A 16517-nucleotide genomic window follows, 5' to 3' on the forward strand; every position below is an offset into this window, starting at 1 on the left:
CAGTTTTGTCGGATGCCTGCTTCTCAAGGCTCAAAGATGATCGCGTAGCGTGTCGGCGATCATGACCTCAAGGCTGCTGGCCTTGATACCGAGAAGCATCTCGGCGTCGGAAGAATCGACCAGCAAGGGGTTCTCGAAAAGATAGCTCATCTCGATGAGTTCATGCATGCCCAATGCCTCCATCTCGGCAGTGGAATAGGATCGGATTTCTGAAACCTCTCGTCGAAGCATCGCAGCGGTTTTCTGGATGAGCTCCCTGGGTGAGGCGTATTGCGAGGGGACGTGAAACGCGCGCCCCCATTCGCCCGCGTAACGGGAAGCCGCGACAAGCGTTCTGGCGACGTCCTTGGTGAAGGTCCACGCATGCGTCGCATCGAGGTCTCCAATGAAAGCGGTGGGTCTCCCGTCGATGATGGAGGGCAGAGCGACCAGCGAGAAGTAGCTGATGGCGCCATGCCCGAGATAGTCGCTCGACCGCACTTCGATCGCCGGTACGTCGGCACGAACCGCCCGCTGCCACATGATCGTCCTCGCGGTTCCTTTCTTCGAAGTCGGGTCCAGGGGCAGGTCGGAGCGAAGCGGGCTGTCGGCATTTTCCCCATAGCCATACAGGTTTCCCAGCACGATGAGCTTCGCGCCGACCGCTTCCGCCGCGCGCACGGTGCCGTCGATGATGGGGAAAAAATCGGTCGGCCACCTGTGATAGGTGGCCATGGCGCACATGAAGATGGCATCGGCGCCTTGGCAGACACGCGCGAGTTCCGACGCATCGGTGGCGTCGGCCTGTACGCCCCGTACATTCCGCAATGCGTTCGAACCGACACTCCGGCTGGTGAGGACGACATCATGTCCTTCCTCGCCAAGAAGGCGAGCGGTTTCGCGACCGACCGGGCCGGCTCCGACAACAACATAGAAACTCATAGCTTAACCTCTCGTCCAAGTTTGATGGAGAGGCGTGAGTACAGGTCCAAGGCATTGAAAATCGCGCGGGAATTGCCAAATCTTGAACAGGTTTTGCCATGAATCGAGAGAGCATGCGTTCGCAATACGCTCCGGCCCAAGTCGCGTCCAACATAACAATAGCCTCTCGGCATATCGAAGCTGGCGTCCACCGCCTGCCCCGGGCGCCACACCATCGCATCATGGTGCATGCCAGCGCGGCGACGCGCTCCTATTGCAAACAGGTCGGACGATATTTCGTCAGGCGCGCCGGCGATATCGACCTGGTGCCGGCCGGTCAGGAGGGCGGCTTCGAGGCCGAAACCTCGTTCGACACGATCGAGATCGCGTTGCAGCCAGCCTTGATGGAAAGGGTGGCGGCGGAGCTTGGCGGCAAGGCGCAAGCGTTGCGGCTCGACACGCGTCACCTGCTTCGTGACCAGCGCATCGAACATCTCGCTCGAGCGCTCGAGAGCGAACTGAACGCAAATTCGCCGAGCGATCCTTTGTTTGCCGACAGTATTGGCGCCGCACTGGCGGTGAGGCTGCTTGGCCTCGGTGAACCTGATATCGATCGAACGAACCGATTGTCGAATGCCCAGCTCCAGCGCGTGCTGGAACACATCGAGGCAGCTCTCCACGAGCCGCTTTCGATCCATCAACTAAGCCGTGTTGCCGGCGCGAGCAGCTCGCATTTGCGGATATGGTTCAAGGTGGCGACGGGCGTCACCCTGCACCGCTATGTGTTGCGACGTCGCGTCGAACGCGCACGTGTTCTGCTGCAGCGAGCCGATCTCAGCACAAGCGAAGTGGCTGAAATGACGGGCTTCGCGCACCAGTCACATCTGGCGCACTGGATGCGCCGCGAGATCGGCCAAACGCCGCGCGACCTGCGACGGGCGCAGCCGCCCAAATGACGTTGGCGTTTGGTCGCGTTGGCGACGCGATCAAACGCCTCAATCCTTCAATGGCCTTCCGAGACGGCCGGCAAGATCCTGCGTGAACTGCCAGGCGACACGGCCCGAGCGGCTGCCGCGCGTCGTCGCCCATTCCAGCGCCTCTGCCCGTAGCTGCTCGGGATCGACGTCAAGGCCATGATGGCTGGCATAGCCGTTGATCATATCGAGATATTCGTCTTGCGAACATTTGTGGAAGCCGAGCCACAGGCCGAAACGATCGGACAGCGAGACCTTTTCCTCGACCGCTTCGGACGGGTTGATGGCGGTCGAGCGCTCATTGTCGATCATGTCGCGCGGCAACAGGTGGCGGCGGTTCGAGGTGGCGTAGAAGATGACGTTGGCCGGGCGGCCCTCGACGCCGCCTTCGAGCGCTGCCTTCAGCGACTTGTAGGACGTGTCGTCATGATCGAAGGAGAGGTCGTCGCAAAACAGGATGACACGGAAGGGAGCCGTCTTCAGCAGGCTCATCAGCTTGGGCAGCGTATCGATATCCTCGCGGTGGATTTCGATCAGCTTCAGCGGCAGGCCGGAGTGGGTCTTGGCATTGATTTGCGCATGCACGGCCTTGACCAGCGACGATTTGCCCATGCCGCGCGCGCCCCACAACAGGACGTTGTTGGCAGCGAATCCTGCAGCGAAGCGCTCGGTATTGTCGACGAGGATGTCGCGGACCCGGTCGACGCCGCGGATCAGACCAATGTCGACGCGGTTTACCTTGCCCACCGGCTCCAGATAACCGGGATCGGCCTGCCAGACGAAGCAGTCGGCTACGTTGAGGTCGGTTTCAGGCACCGGCGGCGGAGCGAGACGGCTGACGGCCTCGATCAGGCGGTCCAGTTTCTGGTTCAGGGCGTCGATGCTGGTATCGGTCATATCAGGTCTTTTTGCTTTGGTTCTTGCGATGGCAGGCGGACCCGGTTCGATTCCGGCGGTTTCGAAACCGGTTGCAACCATTTGTTCGAACGTGATCTTTTGCGAAAACCGGGTCTCGGTTTTCGTGATCCTGCTCTAACACGGCTAAACAGGCCGGAAAAGCAGCGGATTTGCCCGACCGCGCAGTTGCATTGGCAACTTTACCGACTATATTCCGGCCAAATTTCGCGGGGCCGCCAAATCTCGCTTACCTGTTTGGCGGCTGCTTTTCAAAATTCAGGAGTACCTCGATGTTCGTGACACCGGCATACGCCCAAGGCATCGGCGGCGCCTCTCCCGATATGTTCATCAGCATTTTGCCGTTTGTCCTGATTTTCGTGATCATGTATTTTCTGATCATCCGCCCGCAGCGCACGCAGCTGAAGAAGCGCGGCGAGATGCTGGCGGCGGTTCGCCGCGGCGACACCGTCGTCACCGGCGGCGGTTTCGTCGGCAAGGTAACGAAGGTGATCGACGACAACGAGCTCGAGATCGATCTTGGCGGCGGCACCAAGGTGACGGCGCTGCGCTCGACGATCGCCGACGTGCGCGTCAAGGGCGAACCGGTCGCTAACCAGAACGCCAAGAAATAACCAAATTCCAGGCGGAGCGATCCGCGGACACGCTCTGACGGACGACGCCATATGCTTTATTTTTCGCGCTTCAAGATGATCCTGATCTGGCTGGCCGTGGCCGCCACAGTGATCCTCGCCGCGCCCAATCTGTTCCCCGCCAGCACGCTGGCCCAACTCCCCAGTTGGGTGCCGAAGCGGCAGATGACGCTCGGCCTCGATCTGCAGGGCGGTTCGCACATCCTGCTGGAGATGAATCAGAACGATCTGATCAAGGATCGGCTCGAGACGACGCGCGATGAAATCCGCACACGGCTGCGCGATGCCAAGATCGGCTATACCGGCTTGGGCGGCACGGGACGCACCTTGCAGGTCCGCATCACCGATCCTGCCCAACTCGATGCCGCCAAGAAGGCGTTGAAGACCCTGACCGATCCTGTGGCTGCCGGCCTCTTCACCGGCGGTTCCATCCAGGAAATGTCGCTCGACGATTCCGAGCCGGGCCTACTCAAGTTCACCGTCACCGATGCCGGCATCAAATACCGCACTTCGACCGCTTTGGCGCAGTCGATCGAAGTGGTCGAGCGCCGCGTCAACGAACTCGGCACGACCGAGCCTATCGTGCAGCGGCAAGGCGACGACCGGATCCTCGTCCAGGTGCCTGGCTTGCAGGATCCGCAGCGGCTGAAGGAAATCCTCGGCCAAACCGCGAAGCTGACCTTCCAGATGGTCGACCAGTCGATGCCGGTGCAGGACGCGCTCAAGGGGCGCCCGCCGGCCGGTTCTTCCGTGCTCTACTCGCAGGACGATCCGCCGGTTCCCTACCTGATCGAGAACCGCGTTATCGTATCGGGTGAAAACCTCGTCGACGCACAGGCGACATACAATTCACAGAACAACGAGCCGGTGGTTTCGTTCCGCTTCGATTCGAAGGGCGCCGCACGCTTCGGCCAGGCCACCGCGCAAAACGTCGGCAAGCTGTTCGCCATCATCCTCGACAACCAGGTGATCTCGGCGCCGCAGATCCGCGAGCCGATCCTCGGCGGCACGGGTCAGATCTCCGGTAATTTCACTGCCCAGAGCGCCAATGATCTGGCCGTGCTTTTGCGCGCCGGTGCTTTGCCGGCGACGCTGACCGTCATCGAGGAACGCACCGTGGGTCCGGGCCTGGGCCAGGATTCGATCCATGCGGGCAAGGTCGCCGGCATCATCGGTTCGATCCTCGTCGTCGCCTTCATGTTCGTCGCCTACGGTTTCCTCGGCTTCCTCGCCAATATCGCGCTGGCGGTGCACGTGGCGATGATCGTCGGGCTGCTGTCGCTGCTTGGCGCGACACTGACCTTGCCGGGTATTGCCGGTATCGTGCTGACCATCGGTATGGCGGTCGATTCCAACGTGCTGATCTACGAGCGTATCCGCGAGGAGCGACGCGCCGGTCGCTCGGTAATCCAGGCGATCGACACCGGCTTCTCGAAGGCGCTGGCGACCATCGTCGATTCCAACGTCACGTCGCTGATCGCCACCGTGGTGCTGTTCTATCTCGGAACCGGACCGGTGAAGGGCTTTGCCATCACCTATGCCATCGGCATCCTGACCACGGTCTTCACCGCTTTCACCTTCACCCGCCTGCTGGTCTCGATCTGGCTGCGGCGAGCCCGTCCGAAGGAATTGCCGAAAGCACCGGTGACCTTCGTTCCACCGGGCACGAAAATTCCGTTCATGGGTATCCGCCGGTGGACGTTCGCGCTGTCGAGCACATTGTCGATACTGTCCGTGGTGCTGTTCATGAGTGTTGGCATCAATTACGGCATCGATTTCAAGGGTGGCTCGCTGATCGAGGTACAATCCAAGTCGGGCACTGCCGATCTCGCCGACATCCGCGGCAGATTGACGGAACTGAACATCGGCGAAGTGCAGGTGCAGCAGTTCGGTGCACCCAACGACGTGTTGATCCGCGTCGGCACGCAAGATGCGGGTGAAAATGCCGAGCAGACCGTGATCGACAAGGTGCGCGGCGAGCTGCAGGACCAGTATAATTTCCGCCGCGTCGAAGTGGTTGGCCCGACGGTTTCGGGCGAACTGGCCAAGCAAGGAACGATAGCCATGATCGTCGCGCTGGTCGGCATCCTGGTCTATGTCTGGTTCCGTTTCGAATGGCAGTTCGCGGTCGGCGCCATTGTCGCGACCGTGCACGATGTGGTCATGACGCTCGGTTTCTTCGTCATCAGCGGGCTCGAATTCAACCAGTCGTCACTTGCGGCGATCCTGACCATCATCGGGTATTCGCTGAACGACACGATCGTCGTCTATGACCGCGTCCGCGAGGATCTGCGAAAATACAAGCGAATGCCGCTGCCGCAACTGTTGAACAACGCCATCAACGAGACGTTGTCGAGAACGACGCTGACGTCCGTGACGACCAGCTTGGCGCTGCTGGCGCTGGTGCTGTTCGGCGGCGAAGTGATCCGCTCCTTCACGCTGGCGATGCTGTTCGGCGTCGTGTTCGGCACGTATTCGTCGATCTTCATCGCGGCGCCGCTGCTGATCCTGTTCAAGCTGCGGCCGCAGGCTTCAGCCGATGAGGAAAAGCCGGTCAACGGTGGCAAGGCGGTCGCGACCTGACGCGCGGCCCCGAAGGGGTGACAGAGTGGTGACCGGCAAAGGCATCGTCATCCGCGAGGCGCATTTCCCCGGCCGCGCGCCGATCGAGGCTTATGGCAATGGCGGCTTCCGCTTTGCCGACATGTCGCATCGCGGCTCGCTCCTATGTCTGCCGTCCGGCATCCACGGCTGGGAGCCGGCAAATCCCCTGGCGCTGACGGTCGCGGATTTCGACCGGCTTCTGGCCGAGGCCGACAAGGTCGAGATCCTGCTGGTGGGCATGGGCAGGGATCTGCGGCCGTTGCCGGCGGCACTGCGGGGGGCATTGAAGGATGCAGGCATAGCCTTCGACCCGATGTCGACCGGGGCAGCAGTGCGGACCTACAACGTCCTTCTGGCGGAAAACCGCGCCGTGGCTGCCGCGCTCATCGCCGTCGACTGATATGTCGCAGAATGCCAAAATCGTCATGGAGGCGGTGCGCGCCGCCGACCATGACCGGTATCTCACCGCCCTCTACGCGCCTGCCGACAAGCGCGACACGCTGTTTTCGCTTTACGCTTTCAATGCCGAGATCGCCGGCATCCGTGACCGCATCCATGAGGCGTTGCCCGGCGAGGTGCGGCTGCAGTGGTGGCGCGATGTCATTGACGCCGGCGGCGAAGCGGGTGCTGGCCATCCCGTTGCCGAAGCCTTGAACGCCACCATTGCGGCATTCAAGCTGCCGAAACTGGCCTTCGAGAACATGCTCGAGGCACGTATCTTCGATCTCTACGATGACCCGATGCCATCGCGCACCGATCTGGAGGGCTATTGCGGCGAGACGGCGGCCGCGCTCATCCAACTCGCGGCGATGGTACTCGATTCCGCCGAGGCGCCAGGATTTGCCGAACTGGCGGGCAGGGCGGGCTGCGCCCAGGCAATGACCGGGCTGTTGCTTCTGCTGCCGCTGCACCGCAGGCGCGGGCAGTGTTTTATCCCGGCTGACGTCCTGGCGGCGGCGGGCTCGTCGCCGGAAGAATTTGTTGCCGGTGACGGCGGGTCTGGCGCCCAGCGCGCAGTGGCCGCGATGATCGCGCTGGCGCGCGAACATCTTTCGGCCTTCGAGCGGGGTGCCGCCGCGCTGCCGGCGTCATTGCGTCCGGCATTCCTGCCGCTGGCGCTGTCACGCGCTTATCTCGACAAGATGGAAGGCCCGCGCCACTCACCGCTCAGCGGCGTGGCACGGCTTTCGGCATTGCGCCGGCATTGGTTGCTGCTGCGTCGTGCAGGCAAGGGCTGGCCGACACTTTGACGTAAACGTCAATCGTGTTAAGGAGGTCCGCCTGCCGAGAACTGTCGCCGAAGACGACAGGCTGGCCAGGAGGAAATCCATGAGCTTGCCCGTGCTGGTCGCGATCGTCGTGCTAGGCATTGCGCTGTCGCTTGCCACCGTGCATTTCACCGGCGGCAGCAAGGAAGCAACGCTGGCTGGCGCGGACCAGGTGTTGAGCCGTTTCGCGGAAGATTTTCCGGACGAGATGGCCGCCACAGTCTGCCTAACGACAGACGCCAAGACGGCGTTTCTGGATATCGGGCGAGGGCGCATCGGCATCGTTCATGGCATCGGCGACTGTTTCTTGACGCGTATCGTCACCGCTGAGGACGTCGCGGTGTCCGAACCTGACGAGACGAACACAATTCTGATGCGGCTGACGGACTTCACCTGGAAGGGCGGCCGCTTCCGCTTCGCCAATACCGCCGACGCGCGGGCCTTGCTGAACGCTCTCGAGCCGCGAGACACGAGTTCCGCCAGGGAGGCCGCGTGATGGACAGCTACGATTTTCCGCAGGTCACCCAACTGGCCATTCCGTTTTTCGTCGCCGCGATCCTAATCGAGCTATGGCTGGTGCGCACAGGTCGCGCGAAGGGCTCGTTCGAGACGCGCGACACCTTGACCAGCCTGATGATGGGCACCGGCAATGTCGTTGCCGGGCTGCTGCTTGGCGTCGTCTCCTACTGGGCGCTGCTCTGGCTCTGGCAGTTCCGTATCTTCAATCTCGGCCTGTCGGTCTGGGTATTCTTGGCCGCCTTCCTGCTCGATGACCTGCGCTACTACGTCTATCATCGCATTGCGCACCGGGTGCGCTGGGTGTGGGCGGAGCACGTCAATCACCATTCCAGCCAGCACTACAATTTGTCGACGGCGCTCAGGCAGAGCTGGACCGGGCTGTTCACCTTCATGTTCGTGCTGCAGGCGCCGCTGGTGCTGCTCGGCTTTCACCCGGCGGTGATTGCCTTCACCTTCGGCTTCAACCTGATCTGGCAGTTCTGGATCCACACCGAGACGATCGGCAAGATGTGGGGCTGGTTTGAATTCGTCTTCAACACGCCCTCGCACCACCGCGTCCATCACGCCACCAATCCGCGCTATCTCGACGCCAACTATGCCGGCACGCTGATCATCTGGGACCGCATGTTCGGCACCTTCGTCGAGGAATTGGAGGAAGACCGGCCGCGCTACGGGATCGTCAGGAACCTGGGCACTTTCAATCCGCTGAAAGTTGCATTTCACGAATGGATCGGCATGTTCAGGGACGCCTTCGCACCCGATCTGACGCCGCGCGAGCGCCTGAACTACCTTATCAAGCCGCCAGGCTGGAGCCATGACGGCTCGCGCGATACGTCGGAGAGCTTGAAAGCGGCGTATGTCAGGAGAAATCCGGGCGAGGCGGGCAAGCCGGGATTGCCGCCGGCGAGCGTCGAGCCGGCGGAATAGTTCTGCTACGATGGCTCACTCGACCCGCCATCACGCATCAGCGCTTCATAGTCGCGACCGCCATAGAAGATTTTGACGATACGCACGAGGTCGTTGTCGATTGCGTAGGCGATGACGGCCGAGTGTTCGAACGGCACGGTTCGCAGCCCCGGCGCTATCCCGTCGCGGGACCGCCCGCCGCGAGGCGCATTGCCGATGCTCTGGCAGCGAAGCTTGATCCGGTCGAATCCAGATCAGCGAGCGCCTCTTGGCTAAGAATGATGGCGAGACGCTGGATCATCGCTCTCTCTCGCCAGCTCCGAGATTCGCTTCTTTACTCTCGCGATCGCTTCGTCCAGCGGGACGCCTGGCCTCGTGTCTTCGATCGAAGCTTTTACGCGGGCCCGGATCGAGGCCATACGTTCGGCATGTTCTTCTTCTTCGCGCTGAAAGGCGCGAAGGGCCGCCCGAATGACCTCGCTCGCTGAGCCGAAAGAGCCATCCTCGACTTTCTCTCGGATCATACGTGCCATGGCGGGCGTGACGGTGACGGATAGTTTCTCGGCGGATTCCATGGAGCGGCTCCTGAGACGCAAAGTAGGATACTATACCACTTTGCGCTCTGATCCAAACAGATGCGGCAATCCGCTATTCCGCGGCCTCAGCCGTTAGTGCCGGCAAACCCAGCCATTGCCGGCAATCGGCCCGCGCACGCGACGTGATGGCATGCCTCTTGGCTACGGTCTTGTCCTTGCCGCGCAGGCGCTTGCCTTCGACTTTCTGCGCCTCAACCGGCGGGAACAGGCCGAAATTGACGTTCATCGGCTGGAAGGAACGTTTGCCCGGCTCATCGTCGGAGACGATATGGCCGCCGGTGATGTGGTTGAGCAGCGCACCGAATGCCGTGGTGAGCGGCGGCAGGAACGGTGCATGGCCAAGCCGCTCGGCGGCGGCGAAGCGGCCGGCGAGCAGGCCGATCGCGGCGCTCTCGACATAGCCTTCGCAGCCGGTGATCTGGCCGGCGAAGCGCAGGCCGGGCCGCGATTTCAGCTGCAGCGAGCCGTCGAGCAAGGTCGGAGAATTGATATATGTGTTGCGGTGCAGGCCACCGAGGCGGGCGAAGTCGGCGTTTTCCAGGCCCGGAATGGTGCGGAACACGCGCACCTGCTCGGCGTGCTTCAATTTGGTCTGGAAACCGACCATGTTGTAGAGCGTGCCCAGCGCGTTGTCCTGGCGCAGCTGGACGACCGCATAGGCCTTCACCGTCGGGTTATGCGCATTGGTCAGGCCCATCGGCTTCATCGGACCGTAGCGCAGCGTCTCGACGCCGCGTTCGGCCATGATCTCGATCGGCAGGCAACCGTCGAAATAGGGCGTGCCTTCCCACTGCTTGAATTCGGTCTTCTGGCCGTCGACCAGCGCCTGCACGAAGGCGAGGTACTGATCCTTGTCCATCGGACAGTTGATATAGTCCTTGCCGGTACCGCCCGGTCCGACCTTGTCGTAGCGCGACTGGAACCAGCAAGTGTGCATGTCGATCGTGTCGAAATGGACGATCGGCGCGATGGCGTCGAAGAAGGCCAGCGCGTCGGCGCCGGTCGCCTCGGCGATCGATTGGGCGAGCGATGGTGCGGTCAGCGGCCCGGTGGCGATGATCGCCTGATCCCACTCCGCCGGCGGCAGGCCGGGAACTTCCTCGCGCTCGATAGTGATCAGCGGATGTGCTTCGAGCCTTTTCGTCACTGCGTCGGAAAAACCGTCGCGGTCGACTGCCAGCGCGCCGCCGGCCGGCACCTGGTTGGCGTCGCCGGCGCTCATGATCAGTGAGCCCGCGAGCCGCATTTCGGCATGCAAAAGGCCAACGGCGTTGTTTTCGGCGTCGTCCGAGCGGAAGGAATTGGAACAGACGAGTTCGGCCAGGCCATCGGTCTTGTGGGCGTCGGTGCCGCGGACCGGGCGCATTTCATGCAGGATGACGGGAACGCCGGCCTCAGCCGCCTGCCATGCCGCTTCGGAACCGGCGAGCCCGCCGCCGATGATATGGATTGGATTTTTGCTCATGGCGCCGGAATAATCGCTTGCCGCGGCGATTGCAATTGTCGCGCGCGCGAAACGCCTGGTCGGGAAAGCCTGCCCCTGAAAACAACAACACCCGCCGGGGGAGGAGGTCCGGCGGGTGTCGTTTTTGGGGTAGACCCTCGGGAGGAGGTGAAGGCCGACCGTATTCGTCGTCGCCGGGGAGGAGGTCGGCTCAGACGAAATTCTTTTCGCATTTTTAGCGAGGGCGAAGCCTCTGGGGCAAAATTCGTTTTGCCCCGGGAAACAACGCCCGCCGCGGGAGGAGGTGCGGCGGGCGCCGTTTGGGTGGCCAACCCTCGGGAGGAGGTGAAGGTTGGGCCTATTCGTCATCGCCGGGGAGGAGGTCGGCTTTGACGAAATTCTTTTCGCCACTTTAAAGAGGGGCAAGGCCTCTGGGCAAAACTCGTTTTGCCTGGGAAACAACGCCCGCCGCGGGAGGAGGTGCGGCGGGCGCCGTTTTGGTGGTCAACCCTTGGGAGGAGGATAAGGGCTGACCGTCTTCGCTTGGGTCGGGGAGGAGGTCGACCCCAGCGAAATTCCTTGGTTAGACCGCCTTGCGGGCGACGATCTTGATTTCGTCGCGGACGATACCGAGATCATGCAGCTGGCGGTTCGAAAGGCGACCCAGCTCGGTAACCGTCTCGCGATAAACGCGCCAGTTACGATAGTTGCGGATCAGGTTCATTGTCATGCTCTTCTCAAAACTGGTTCGGACCATTCGCGGTCCGAAGAATTAGACCGCCTTGCGAGCGACGTAAGGAATGTCGCTGCGGCTGATGCCGAGGTCGGTCAGTTCACGGGTGCTCAGGCGGCTCAGCTCGGAAACGGTGTCCCGGTAGCGGCGCCAGTTGCGGTAGTTGCGGATCAGGTTCATGGTAGTTCTCGTTTCGTCTTTCTCGCGGATCATTCCGTTTGTGTACGAACCATAAATAGGGGGACCCATATCGATTTAAAAGCGCTATGACTGCATGGCAGCAATGCAAATTGTGCAATGCAACATTAACGCGGCTTCACGGACCTGACACAAAGAAGCCGGAATCAGAAAGTGCCGTGGCGTCAAGGGTTTGGCTGCGTCGGCTAAAAAGACGACCGGGTGGGGAGTGAGGACATGGCGGGGTACTCGACACGGGTCAGGGCCGACATCGAGCGATGGCGGCAGGCCGGACTGATCGACGCCTCGACGGCTGATGTGCTGAGGCGCGACGTCGACATCAACGCACGCCAGTCGCTCAGCTTCGGCTCGATACTGGCGATGATGGCAGCCCTGCTCTTTGGAGCGGCCGTCCTTATCTTCGTCGCCGCCAATTGGGAAGCGATCCCGCGGCTGGCGCGGGTGGCCGCGCTTTTTGCCATCATCCTTGGCGGCTATGTCGGCGGCGCGGTGCTGAAGACGCGCGACCATGCGGCAATCGGCGAAGCCCTGTGGATCGTGGCGGCGGCCGCGTTCGGCGGCTCGATCGCGCTGATTGGCCAGATGTACCATTTGTCCGGCGACGAGGCTTCGGCGCTGGTCACCTGGGGCGCCGGCACGGCGCTGGCGGCGATTGCGCTGCGGTCGAACCCGCTGACCGTCGCGGCGGTCGGTATCGCCGACGCCTGGCTGTTCCTGAAAGGGTTCGACTATTACAGCCGTAGCGACTTTCCGCATGCCTTCGTCGTCATGGCGGTGGTGCTGTTTGCCGTCTCGTTCTGGACCCGCAGCCAGCCGGCGCGGCACCTGATCATCCTGTCGCTGCTCTTCTATCTCGTATTGCTGGCGATGGACCATGCCACGCTGCCAGTGGCGATCCCGCTGGTCATTGTCTCTGTGGTGCTTTTCGCTGTTGCCGTCTTTGCACCGGAACCGGTCGACAGGATCGTGCGGCTTGGCGGCCGCTTGCCGCTGCACGCGTTGCTTGGCTTCCTCGCCGGCCTGGCCATCATCCAGTTCGAACTGGCCGACGAAAGTACCTACAACAGCGGTTTCGCCATCGCTTCGGTCGTCGCACTGGCCGGCATCGTCGCGGCAATCGTGCTGGCAGGGCGCGAGAGCCGGGGACTGCGCTGGCTCGCCTATCTCGGCTTCGCCTTCGAACTCGCCATCATCTATGTCGTGACCTTGCAGTCGATGCTCGATACGGCCGGCTTCTTCCTGGCCGCCGCGGTGCTGCTTGGCGTGCTTGCGATCGTCATCATCCGCGTCGAAAAACGCATGAAGGATCCAGCCATCGGGGGAGCCACGGCATGATGACCGGAAAGAGGCTTGTCATCTCGGCACTGGTCCTGACGCTCGTCCAGATCGGATTCCTGAGCTGGATCATCGCCGGACGGGCGGCGATCCTGCGCAATGGCAAGGAGGTGCTGCTGAAGATCGAGCCCGTCGATCCGCGCGACCTCTTGCGCGGCGACTATATCATCCTCGGCTATGACATTTCGCGCATACCGGTGAAAATGATCGCCAACATTCCCGAGGGCAAATTCTCGAGCGACGACACGCCGATCGTGGTCCGGTTGAAGAAGGGCGCCGATGGGTACTGGACACCGAGCATCGCCTGGTTCGGCAAGGCGCCGGGCCCGGCCAGCGCAGAGGAGGCCGACATTTCGGGCCATGTCGCCGCGGGTTGGGACCTTCGCGGCGAAGGCATGACGATCGCGCCGGATTACGGCATCGAACGGTTCTACCTGCCCGAAGGCGAAGGGCTGGCGATTCAGGGCGACATGCGGGTGCGCCCGTTCGGGATCAAGCTGGCACTCGCCGCCGATGGCACGGCGCAGATCAAGGCGCTGGTGGATGGCGACAAGACGCTGTTCGAGGAGCCGGTTTATTGATGTCCATCGCGCCCATAATGTGATTTCAGAGAAGTTTTCGGCGAAGCAGTCGAAAGTCGACAATGCGGAGGAGTCTGATTTTGTCGGTCACGAATCTGTCGAATGCCGCGTCGAAATCATTCCCGATCGCTCGCCATTCATCTCTCAACGCGCGAACGCGCCGTGCGCGCAGCCAGTTCTTTACCTTGGCGACGGCCCCCTTGGGTTTCAGGATGACGCCACAGCCGTAGTCGGCATCCACAGTGAAATAGTCGAGATCCGGATTGCCCAGAACGAAATCAATAAATGCCTTGTAGGTCACGCCGCACCACTCACCGAGGAAAAAGGAGGGATTGGCCGCGGTCCGGTTTGGGGGCAGGCAGTCATGCACCACCACGGCACCCCCGGGCGAGACCATGCGGAAGGCTTCCCGGATATCGCGCGCCGAGCACTCGTATGTGTGGTGCGGATCAACGAACACAATGTCGAATGTCTGCCCCTTTAGGCGCACGTCATTGAGACATGCCGCAATATCCTCGTCTGCGGATGTGAAATCCACGGGGAGGCCATCGACTGGCGGCTCAGTTGCCCGATACACCAGGCGCATGCAGGGCTGAAAACCCAATTGTGATGCTTCTGTATACCTGAAGCCCGTAGTGCTCGTGTTGATCTCCAGGTAACTCGTGAGTCCGAAGCGCACCGAGAGCAGCCCACAGATGTGGGCCTTGTTCCAGTATTCAAGCATGATCATTGTCCCGCCATTCCCGACAATGAGTTGACCTCATTATCGGCAATCTCTCAAGCGATCGATCGGTAGGACTTTTCACGGGCTTTCGGGCGCGGACGATGGCAACAGATCCGGGATGAGGCGGAGCCAAACGCTCATGTGGGGTTGGTGCGGATGAAGGGACTCGAACCCCCACGCCTTTCGGCACTGGAACCTAAATCCAGGGCGTCTACCAGTTCCGCCACATCCGCATGACCTGGCAATCCCATGTAGCCATCATTCTGTCAATGTCGGAGACAAGATGTCGGGTCAGGGCCGAAATGTTGGTTATTCGCCTAAACGCGAAGACTGTTGAAAATTAGGCTCGCCTGTGACAAAAGGCGTGTCAAATGTGACGGGACGCGACGATCCGCTTCTACAAGATGTGATAAGAAGTAGGAAAAACAAGAACTTATTCACATTTTGGAACGCAGTTGGGAGAGTTTGAGCCGCATTTCCGGTCAAATCGCCAGGTTCCGTACCAAAGCCATTCCCGGCAAGAATTACCGGCAGGCTGTAAACGGCAGGGAGCCGTTTGGCAGCCTCATTGGTGAAAACAAAGGTTTTACGATGCAGGTCACCGAAACACTCAATTCCGGTCTCAAGCGCGAGATCAAGATCACCGTGCCGGCCGGTGACATGGAAGCCAAGCTGATGGCGCGGCTGTCGGACGCCCGCGACAAGGTTCGCATCAACGGCTTCCGTCCGGGCAAGGTGCCGGTGCAGCACCTGCGCAAGGTTTATGGCAAGTCGTTCATGGCCGAGGTGGTCAACGAGATCCTCAACGACTCGACGCGTTCGATCATCACCGGGCGCGGCGAAAAGGCCGCCATGCAGCCCGAGGTCATCATGACCGAGGACGAGAAGGAAGCCGAGAAGATCCTGGCCGGCGGCGCCGACTTCGAGTTCCGCCTCAATTATGAGGTAATTCCGGCGATCGAGATCAAGGATTTCTCGGACATCAAGGTAACGCGCCAGGTGTTCGACGTTCCGGATTCGGAAATCGATGACCAGGTCAAGCGCGTCGCTGAATCGGCGCGCAGCTACGAGCCGAAGACCGGCAAGGCCGCCGAAGGCGACCGCGTCTCGATCGACTATGTCGGCAAGATCGCCGGCGAGGCTTTCGCTGGCGGCGCCGGCAATGATCAGCCGCTGGTGCTGGGCTCCAAGGAGTTCATTCCGGGCTTCGAGGAGCAGCTGATCGGCACCAAGGCCGGTGACGAGAAGCAGGTCACCGTGACCTTCCCGGACAACTACCAGGCAGCGCATCTGGCCGGCAAGGAAGCGACCTTCGACGTCACGGTCAAGGAAGTGTCGAAGCCCGGCGAACTGGAAATCAACGACGAGACCGCCAAGAACCTTGGCCTGGAGTCGCTCGAGCGCCTGCGTGACATCGTGCGCGGCCAGATCGAGAACCAGTTCGGCTCGATGACGCGCCAGAAGGTCAAGCGCCAGCTGCTCGATCAGCTCGATGCGGCCTATTCGTTCGAAGCGCCGTCGAAGCTCGTCGAGGCGGAATTCAACAACATCTGGGCACAGGTCAACCGCGACCTGGAAGCCGCCGGCCGCACCTTCGCCGACGAGGAGACGACCGAGGAAGAGGCGCGCGCCGAATATATGCGCCTTGCCGAGCGCCGCGTGCGCCTCGGCCTCGTGCTGGCCGAGATCGGCGAGAAGGCCGGCGTCACCGTATCGGACGAGGAACTGCAGCGCGGCCTGTTCGAGCAGGTTCGCCGCTTCCCGGCCAACCAGCAGCAGGAAGCCTTCGAGTTCTACCGCAGCAACCCCGAGGCGCTGAACGCGCTCAGGGCGCCGATGTTCGAGGAGAAGGTTGTCGACCACCTGCTCGAACAGATCTCGGTCACCGACGTCAAGGTCAGCAAGGAAGAGCTGATGGCCGACGACGAGGAGGCCGAAACCGCGACCAAGGCGAAGCCGGCCAAGAAGGCCGCCGCGAAGAAGGCTGACGACAAGAAAGCCGACGACGCGGAAGAGCCGAAGAAGAAAGCCGCACCGAAGAAAAAGGCGGCCAAGGACGCCGAATAGGGCGCACATTCCGACGAATTCCGAAAGGCCGCCTCCGGGCGGCCTTTTTCGTTGCGAAACTGCAACATCGGATTCGTTCCTGATGGGCACCGGTGGCGATACGAAGCCTTGATCATTATCT

Annotated in this window: 17 protein-coding genes, 1 tRNA gene and 1 pseudogene; 10 read left to right on the forward strand and 9 right to left on the reverse strand. The window is 61.6% G+C overall.

What is annotated here, in order from left to right:
- Nucleotides 1–30: 30 nt before the first annotated feature.
- On the reverse strand, nucleotides 31–921 hold the full coding sequence (locus O7A70_RS19800) for an NAD-dependent epimerase/dehydratase family protein (RefSeq protein WP_337141876.1): 891 nt from the start codon (nucleotides 919–921) through the stop codon (nucleotides 31–33).
- A gap of 113 nt (nucleotides 922–1034) precedes the next feature.
- Here O7A70_RS19800 and O7A70_RS19805 point away from each other — a divergent pair, with 113 nt between their 5' ends.
- Nucleotides 1035–1856, forward strand: a complete 822-nt coding sequence (locus tag O7A70_RS19805; protein WP_337141877.1) for an AraC family transcriptional regulator — start codon at nucleotides 1035–1037, stop codon at nucleotides 1854–1856.
- 39 nt (nucleotides 1857–1895) lie between these two features.
- Here the strand turns inward: O7A70_RS19805 and O7A70_RS19810 are convergent, their stop codons facing one another.
- Entirely contained in the window at nucleotides 1896–2771 is an 876-nt protein-coding gene (locus tag O7A70_RS19810; protein ID WP_337141878.1) for an ATP-binding protein, read from the reverse strand.
- A 290-nt stretch (nucleotides 2772–3061) separates the two neighbouring features.
- On the opposite strand from O7A70_RS19810, the gene yajC reads away from it, so the two are divergent.
- From yajC to O7A70_RS19840, 6 genes are all read left to right on the forward strand, one after another.
- Nucleotides 3062–3403 carry a preprotein translocase subunit YajC gene (gene yajC / locus O7A70_RS19815; protein ID WP_010909882.1) on the forward strand — a complete coding sequence of 114 codons (342 nt, stop codon included), beginning with the start codon at nucleotides 3062–3064 and terminating at the stop codon, nucleotides 3401–3403.
- Nucleotides 3404–3454: 51 nt separating this feature from the next.
- Nucleotides 3455–6004: a protein translocase subunit SecDF gene (secDF, locus tag O7A70_RS19820; protein ID WP_337141879.1), complete on the forward strand. Its 2550-nt coding sequence runs from the start codon at nucleotides 3455–3457 to the stop codon at nucleotides 6002–6004.
- Between the two features lie 25 nt (nucleotides 6005–6029).
- The gene (locus O7A70_RS19825; protein WP_337141880.1) at nucleotides 6030–6425 is read left to right on the forward strand and encodes an Mth938-like domain-containing protein; all 396 of its coding nucleotides are present in this window, start codon (nucleotides 6030–6032) and stop codon (nucleotides 6423–6425) included.
- Nucleotide 6426: 1 nt separating this feature from the next.
- Nucleotides 6427–7275: a phytoene/squalene synthase family protein gene (locus O7A70_RS19830; protein WP_337141882.1), complete on the forward strand. Its 849-nt coding sequence runs from the start codon at nucleotides 6427–6429 to the stop codon at nucleotides 7273–7275.
- 79 nt (nucleotides 7276–7354) lie between these two features.
- Nucleotides 7355–7789, forward strand: coding sequence for a hypothetical protein (locus O7A70_RS19835; protein ID WP_337141883.1), 435 nt, complete (start codon nucleotides 7355–7357; stop codon nucleotides 7787–7789).
- Entirely contained in the window at nucleotides 7789–8739 is a 951-nt protein-coding gene (locus tag O7A70_RS19840) for a sterol desaturase family protein (protein WP_337141885.1), read from the forward strand. The genes O7A70_RS19835 and O7A70_RS19840 overlap by 1 nt, the downstream gene beginning before the upstream one ends.
- Nucleotides 8740–8744: 5 nt before the next feature.
- Here the strand turns inward: O7A70_RS19840 and O7A70_RS19845 are convergent.
- The 5 genes and pseudogenes from O7A70_RS19845 to O7A70_RS19865 form a co-directional block, all read right to left on the reverse strand.
- A pseudogene (locus tag O7A70_RS19845) lies at nucleotides 8745–9019 on the reverse strand (type II toxin-antitoxin system RelE/ParE family toxin).
- Nucleotides 8991–9293 (reverse strand): type II toxin-antitoxin system ParD family antitoxin, encoded by a 303-nt coding sequence (locus O7A70_RS19850; protein ID WP_337141886.1) that lies wholly within the window; start codon nucleotides 9291–9293, stop codon nucleotides 8991–8993. Before O7A70_RS19850 ends, O7A70_RS19845 begins: the two are co-directional and overlap by 29 nt.
- 73 nt (nucleotides 9294–9366) lie before the next feature.
- Nucleotides 9367–10779, reverse strand: a complete 1413-nt coding sequence (gene trmFO / locus O7A70_RS19855; RefSeq protein ID WP_337141887.1) for a methylenetetrahydrofolate--tRNA-(uracil(54)-C(5))-methyltransferase (FADH(2)-oxidizing) TrmFO — start codon at nucleotides 10777–10779, stop codon at nucleotides 9367–9369.
- Nucleotides 10780–11341: 562 nt separating this feature from the next.
- Nucleotides 11342–11482: a DUF1127 domain-containing protein gene (locus tag O7A70_RS19860; RefSeq protein WP_084637117.1), complete on the reverse strand. Its 141-nt coding sequence runs from the start codon at nucleotides 11480–11482 to the stop codon at nucleotides 11342–11344.
- Nucleotides 11483–11530: 48 nt separating this feature from the next.
- Nucleotides 11531–11671, reverse strand: coding sequence for a DUF1127 domain-containing protein (locus O7A70_RS19865; protein ID WP_084637119.1), 141 nt, complete (start codon nucleotides 11669–11671; stop codon nucleotides 11531–11533).
- A gap of 234 nt (nucleotides 11672–11905) precedes the next feature.
- On the opposite strand from O7A70_RS19865, the gene O7A70_RS19870 reads away from it, so the two are divergent.
- Nucleotides 11906–13024, forward strand: a complete 1119-nt coding sequence (locus O7A70_RS19870) for a DUF2157 domain-containing protein (RefSeq protein ID WP_337141888.1) — start codon at nucleotides 11906–11908, stop codon at nucleotides 13022–13024.
- The gene (locus O7A70_RS19875) at nucleotides 13021–13605 is read left to right on the forward strand and encodes a GDYXXLXY domain-containing protein (protein ID WP_337141889.1); all 585 of its coding nucleotides are present in this window, start codon (nucleotides 13021–13023) and stop codon (nucleotides 13603–13605) included. The genes O7A70_RS19870 and O7A70_RS19875 overlap by 4 nt, the downstream gene beginning before the upstream one ends.
- Nucleotides 13606–13630: 25 nt before the next feature.
- On the opposite strand, the gene O7A70_RS19880 is transcribed toward O7A70_RS19875, so the two are convergent.
- Together O7A70_RS19880 and O7A70_RS19885 are read right to left on the reverse strand one after the other, a co-directional pair.
- A complete protein-coding gene (locus O7A70_RS19880) occupies nucleotides 13631–14335 on the reverse strand; it encodes a class I SAM-dependent methyltransferase (protein ID WP_337141891.1) in 705 nt (234 codons plus the stop codon).
- A 142-nt stretch (nucleotides 14336–14477) separates the two neighbouring features.
- A tRNA-Leu gene (locus tag O7A70_RS19885) sits at nucleotides 14478–14562 on the reverse strand.
- A 358-nt stretch (nucleotides 14563–14920) separates the two neighbouring features.
- Between O7A70_RS19885 and tig the strand changes: the two genes are divergently transcribed.
- On the forward strand, nucleotides 14921–16396 hold the full coding sequence (gene tig, locus O7A70_RS19890; protein WP_027146817.1) for a trigger factor: 1476 nt from the start codon (nucleotides 14921–14923) through the stop codon (nucleotides 16394–16396).
- Nucleotides 16397–16517 lie beyond the last annotated feature (121 nt).

The sequence above is a fragment of the Mesorhizobium sp. Cs1299R1N1 genome, from assembly GCF_037179655.1.
Taxonomy (GTDB): Bacteria; Pseudomonadota; Alphaproteobacteria; order Rhizobiales; family Rhizobiaceae; genus Mesorhizobium; species Mesorhizobium salmacidum.

Excerpts from the sequence above, each read along its gene's own strand:
- O7A70_RS19800 (WP_337141876.1), bottom strand. The coding sequence starts at position 921 with ATGAGTTTCTATGTTGTTGTCGGAGCCGGCCCGGTCGGTCGCGAAACC.
- O7A70_RS19805 (WP_337141877.1), top strand. The coding sequence starts at position 1,035 with ATGCGTTCGCAATACGCTCCGGCCCAAGTCGCGTCCAACATAACAATA.
- O7A70_RS19810 (WP_337141878.1), bottom strand. The coding sequence starts at position 2,771 with ATGACCGATACCAGCATCGACGCCCTGAACCAGAAACTGGACCGCCTG.
- yajC (WP_010909882.1), top strand. The coding sequence starts at position 3,062 with ATGTTCGTGACACCGGCATACGCCCAAGGCATCGGCGGCGCCTCTCCC.
- secDF (WP_337141879.1), top strand. The coding sequence starts at position 3,455 with ATGCTTTATTTTTCGCGCTTCAAGATGATCCTGATCTGGCTGGCCGTG.
- O7A70_RS19830 (WP_337141882.1), top strand. The coding sequence starts at position 6,427 with ATGTCGCAGAATGCCAAAATCGTCATGGAGGCGGTGCGCGCCGCCGAC.
- O7A70_RS19835 (WP_337141883.1), top strand. The coding sequence starts at position 7,355 with ATGAGCTTGCCCGTGCTGGTCGCGATCGTCGTGCTAGGCATTGCGCTG.
- O7A70_RS19840 (WP_337141885.1), top strand. The coding sequence starts at position 7,789 with ATGGACAGCTACGATTTTCCGCAGGTCACCCAACTGGCCATTCCGTTT.
- O7A70_RS19850 (WP_337141886.1), bottom strand. The coding sequence starts at position 9,293 with ATGGAATCCGCCGAGAAACTATCCGTCACCGTCACGCCCGCCATGGCA.
- trmFO (WP_337141887.1), bottom strand. The coding sequence starts at position 10,779 with ATGAGCAAAAATCCAATCCATATCATCGGCGGCGGGCTCGCCGGTTCC.
- O7A70_RS19860 (WP_084637117.1), bottom strand. The coding sequence starts at position 11,482 with ATGAACCTGATCCGCAACTATCGTAACTGGCGCGTTTATCGCGAGACG.
- O7A70_RS19865 (WP_084637119.1), bottom strand. The coding sequence starts at position 11,671 with ATGAACCTGATCCGCAACTACCGCAACTGGCGCCGCTACCGGGACACC.
- O7A70_RS19870 (WP_337141888.1), top strand. The coding sequence starts at position 11,906 with ATGGCGGGGTACTCGACACGGGTCAGGGCCGACATCGAGCGATGGCGG.
- O7A70_RS19875 (WP_337141889.1), top strand. The coding sequence starts at position 13,021 with ATGATGACCGGAAAGAGGCTTGTCATCTCGGCACTGGTCCTGACGCTC.
- O7A70_RS19880 (WP_337141891.1), bottom strand. The coding sequence starts at position 14,335 with ATGATCATGCTTGAATACTGGAACAAGGCCCACATCTGTGGGCTGCTC.
- tig (WP_027146817.1), top strand. The coding sequence starts at position 14,921 with ATGCAGGTCACCGAAACACTCAATTCCGGTCTCAAGCGCGAGATCAAG.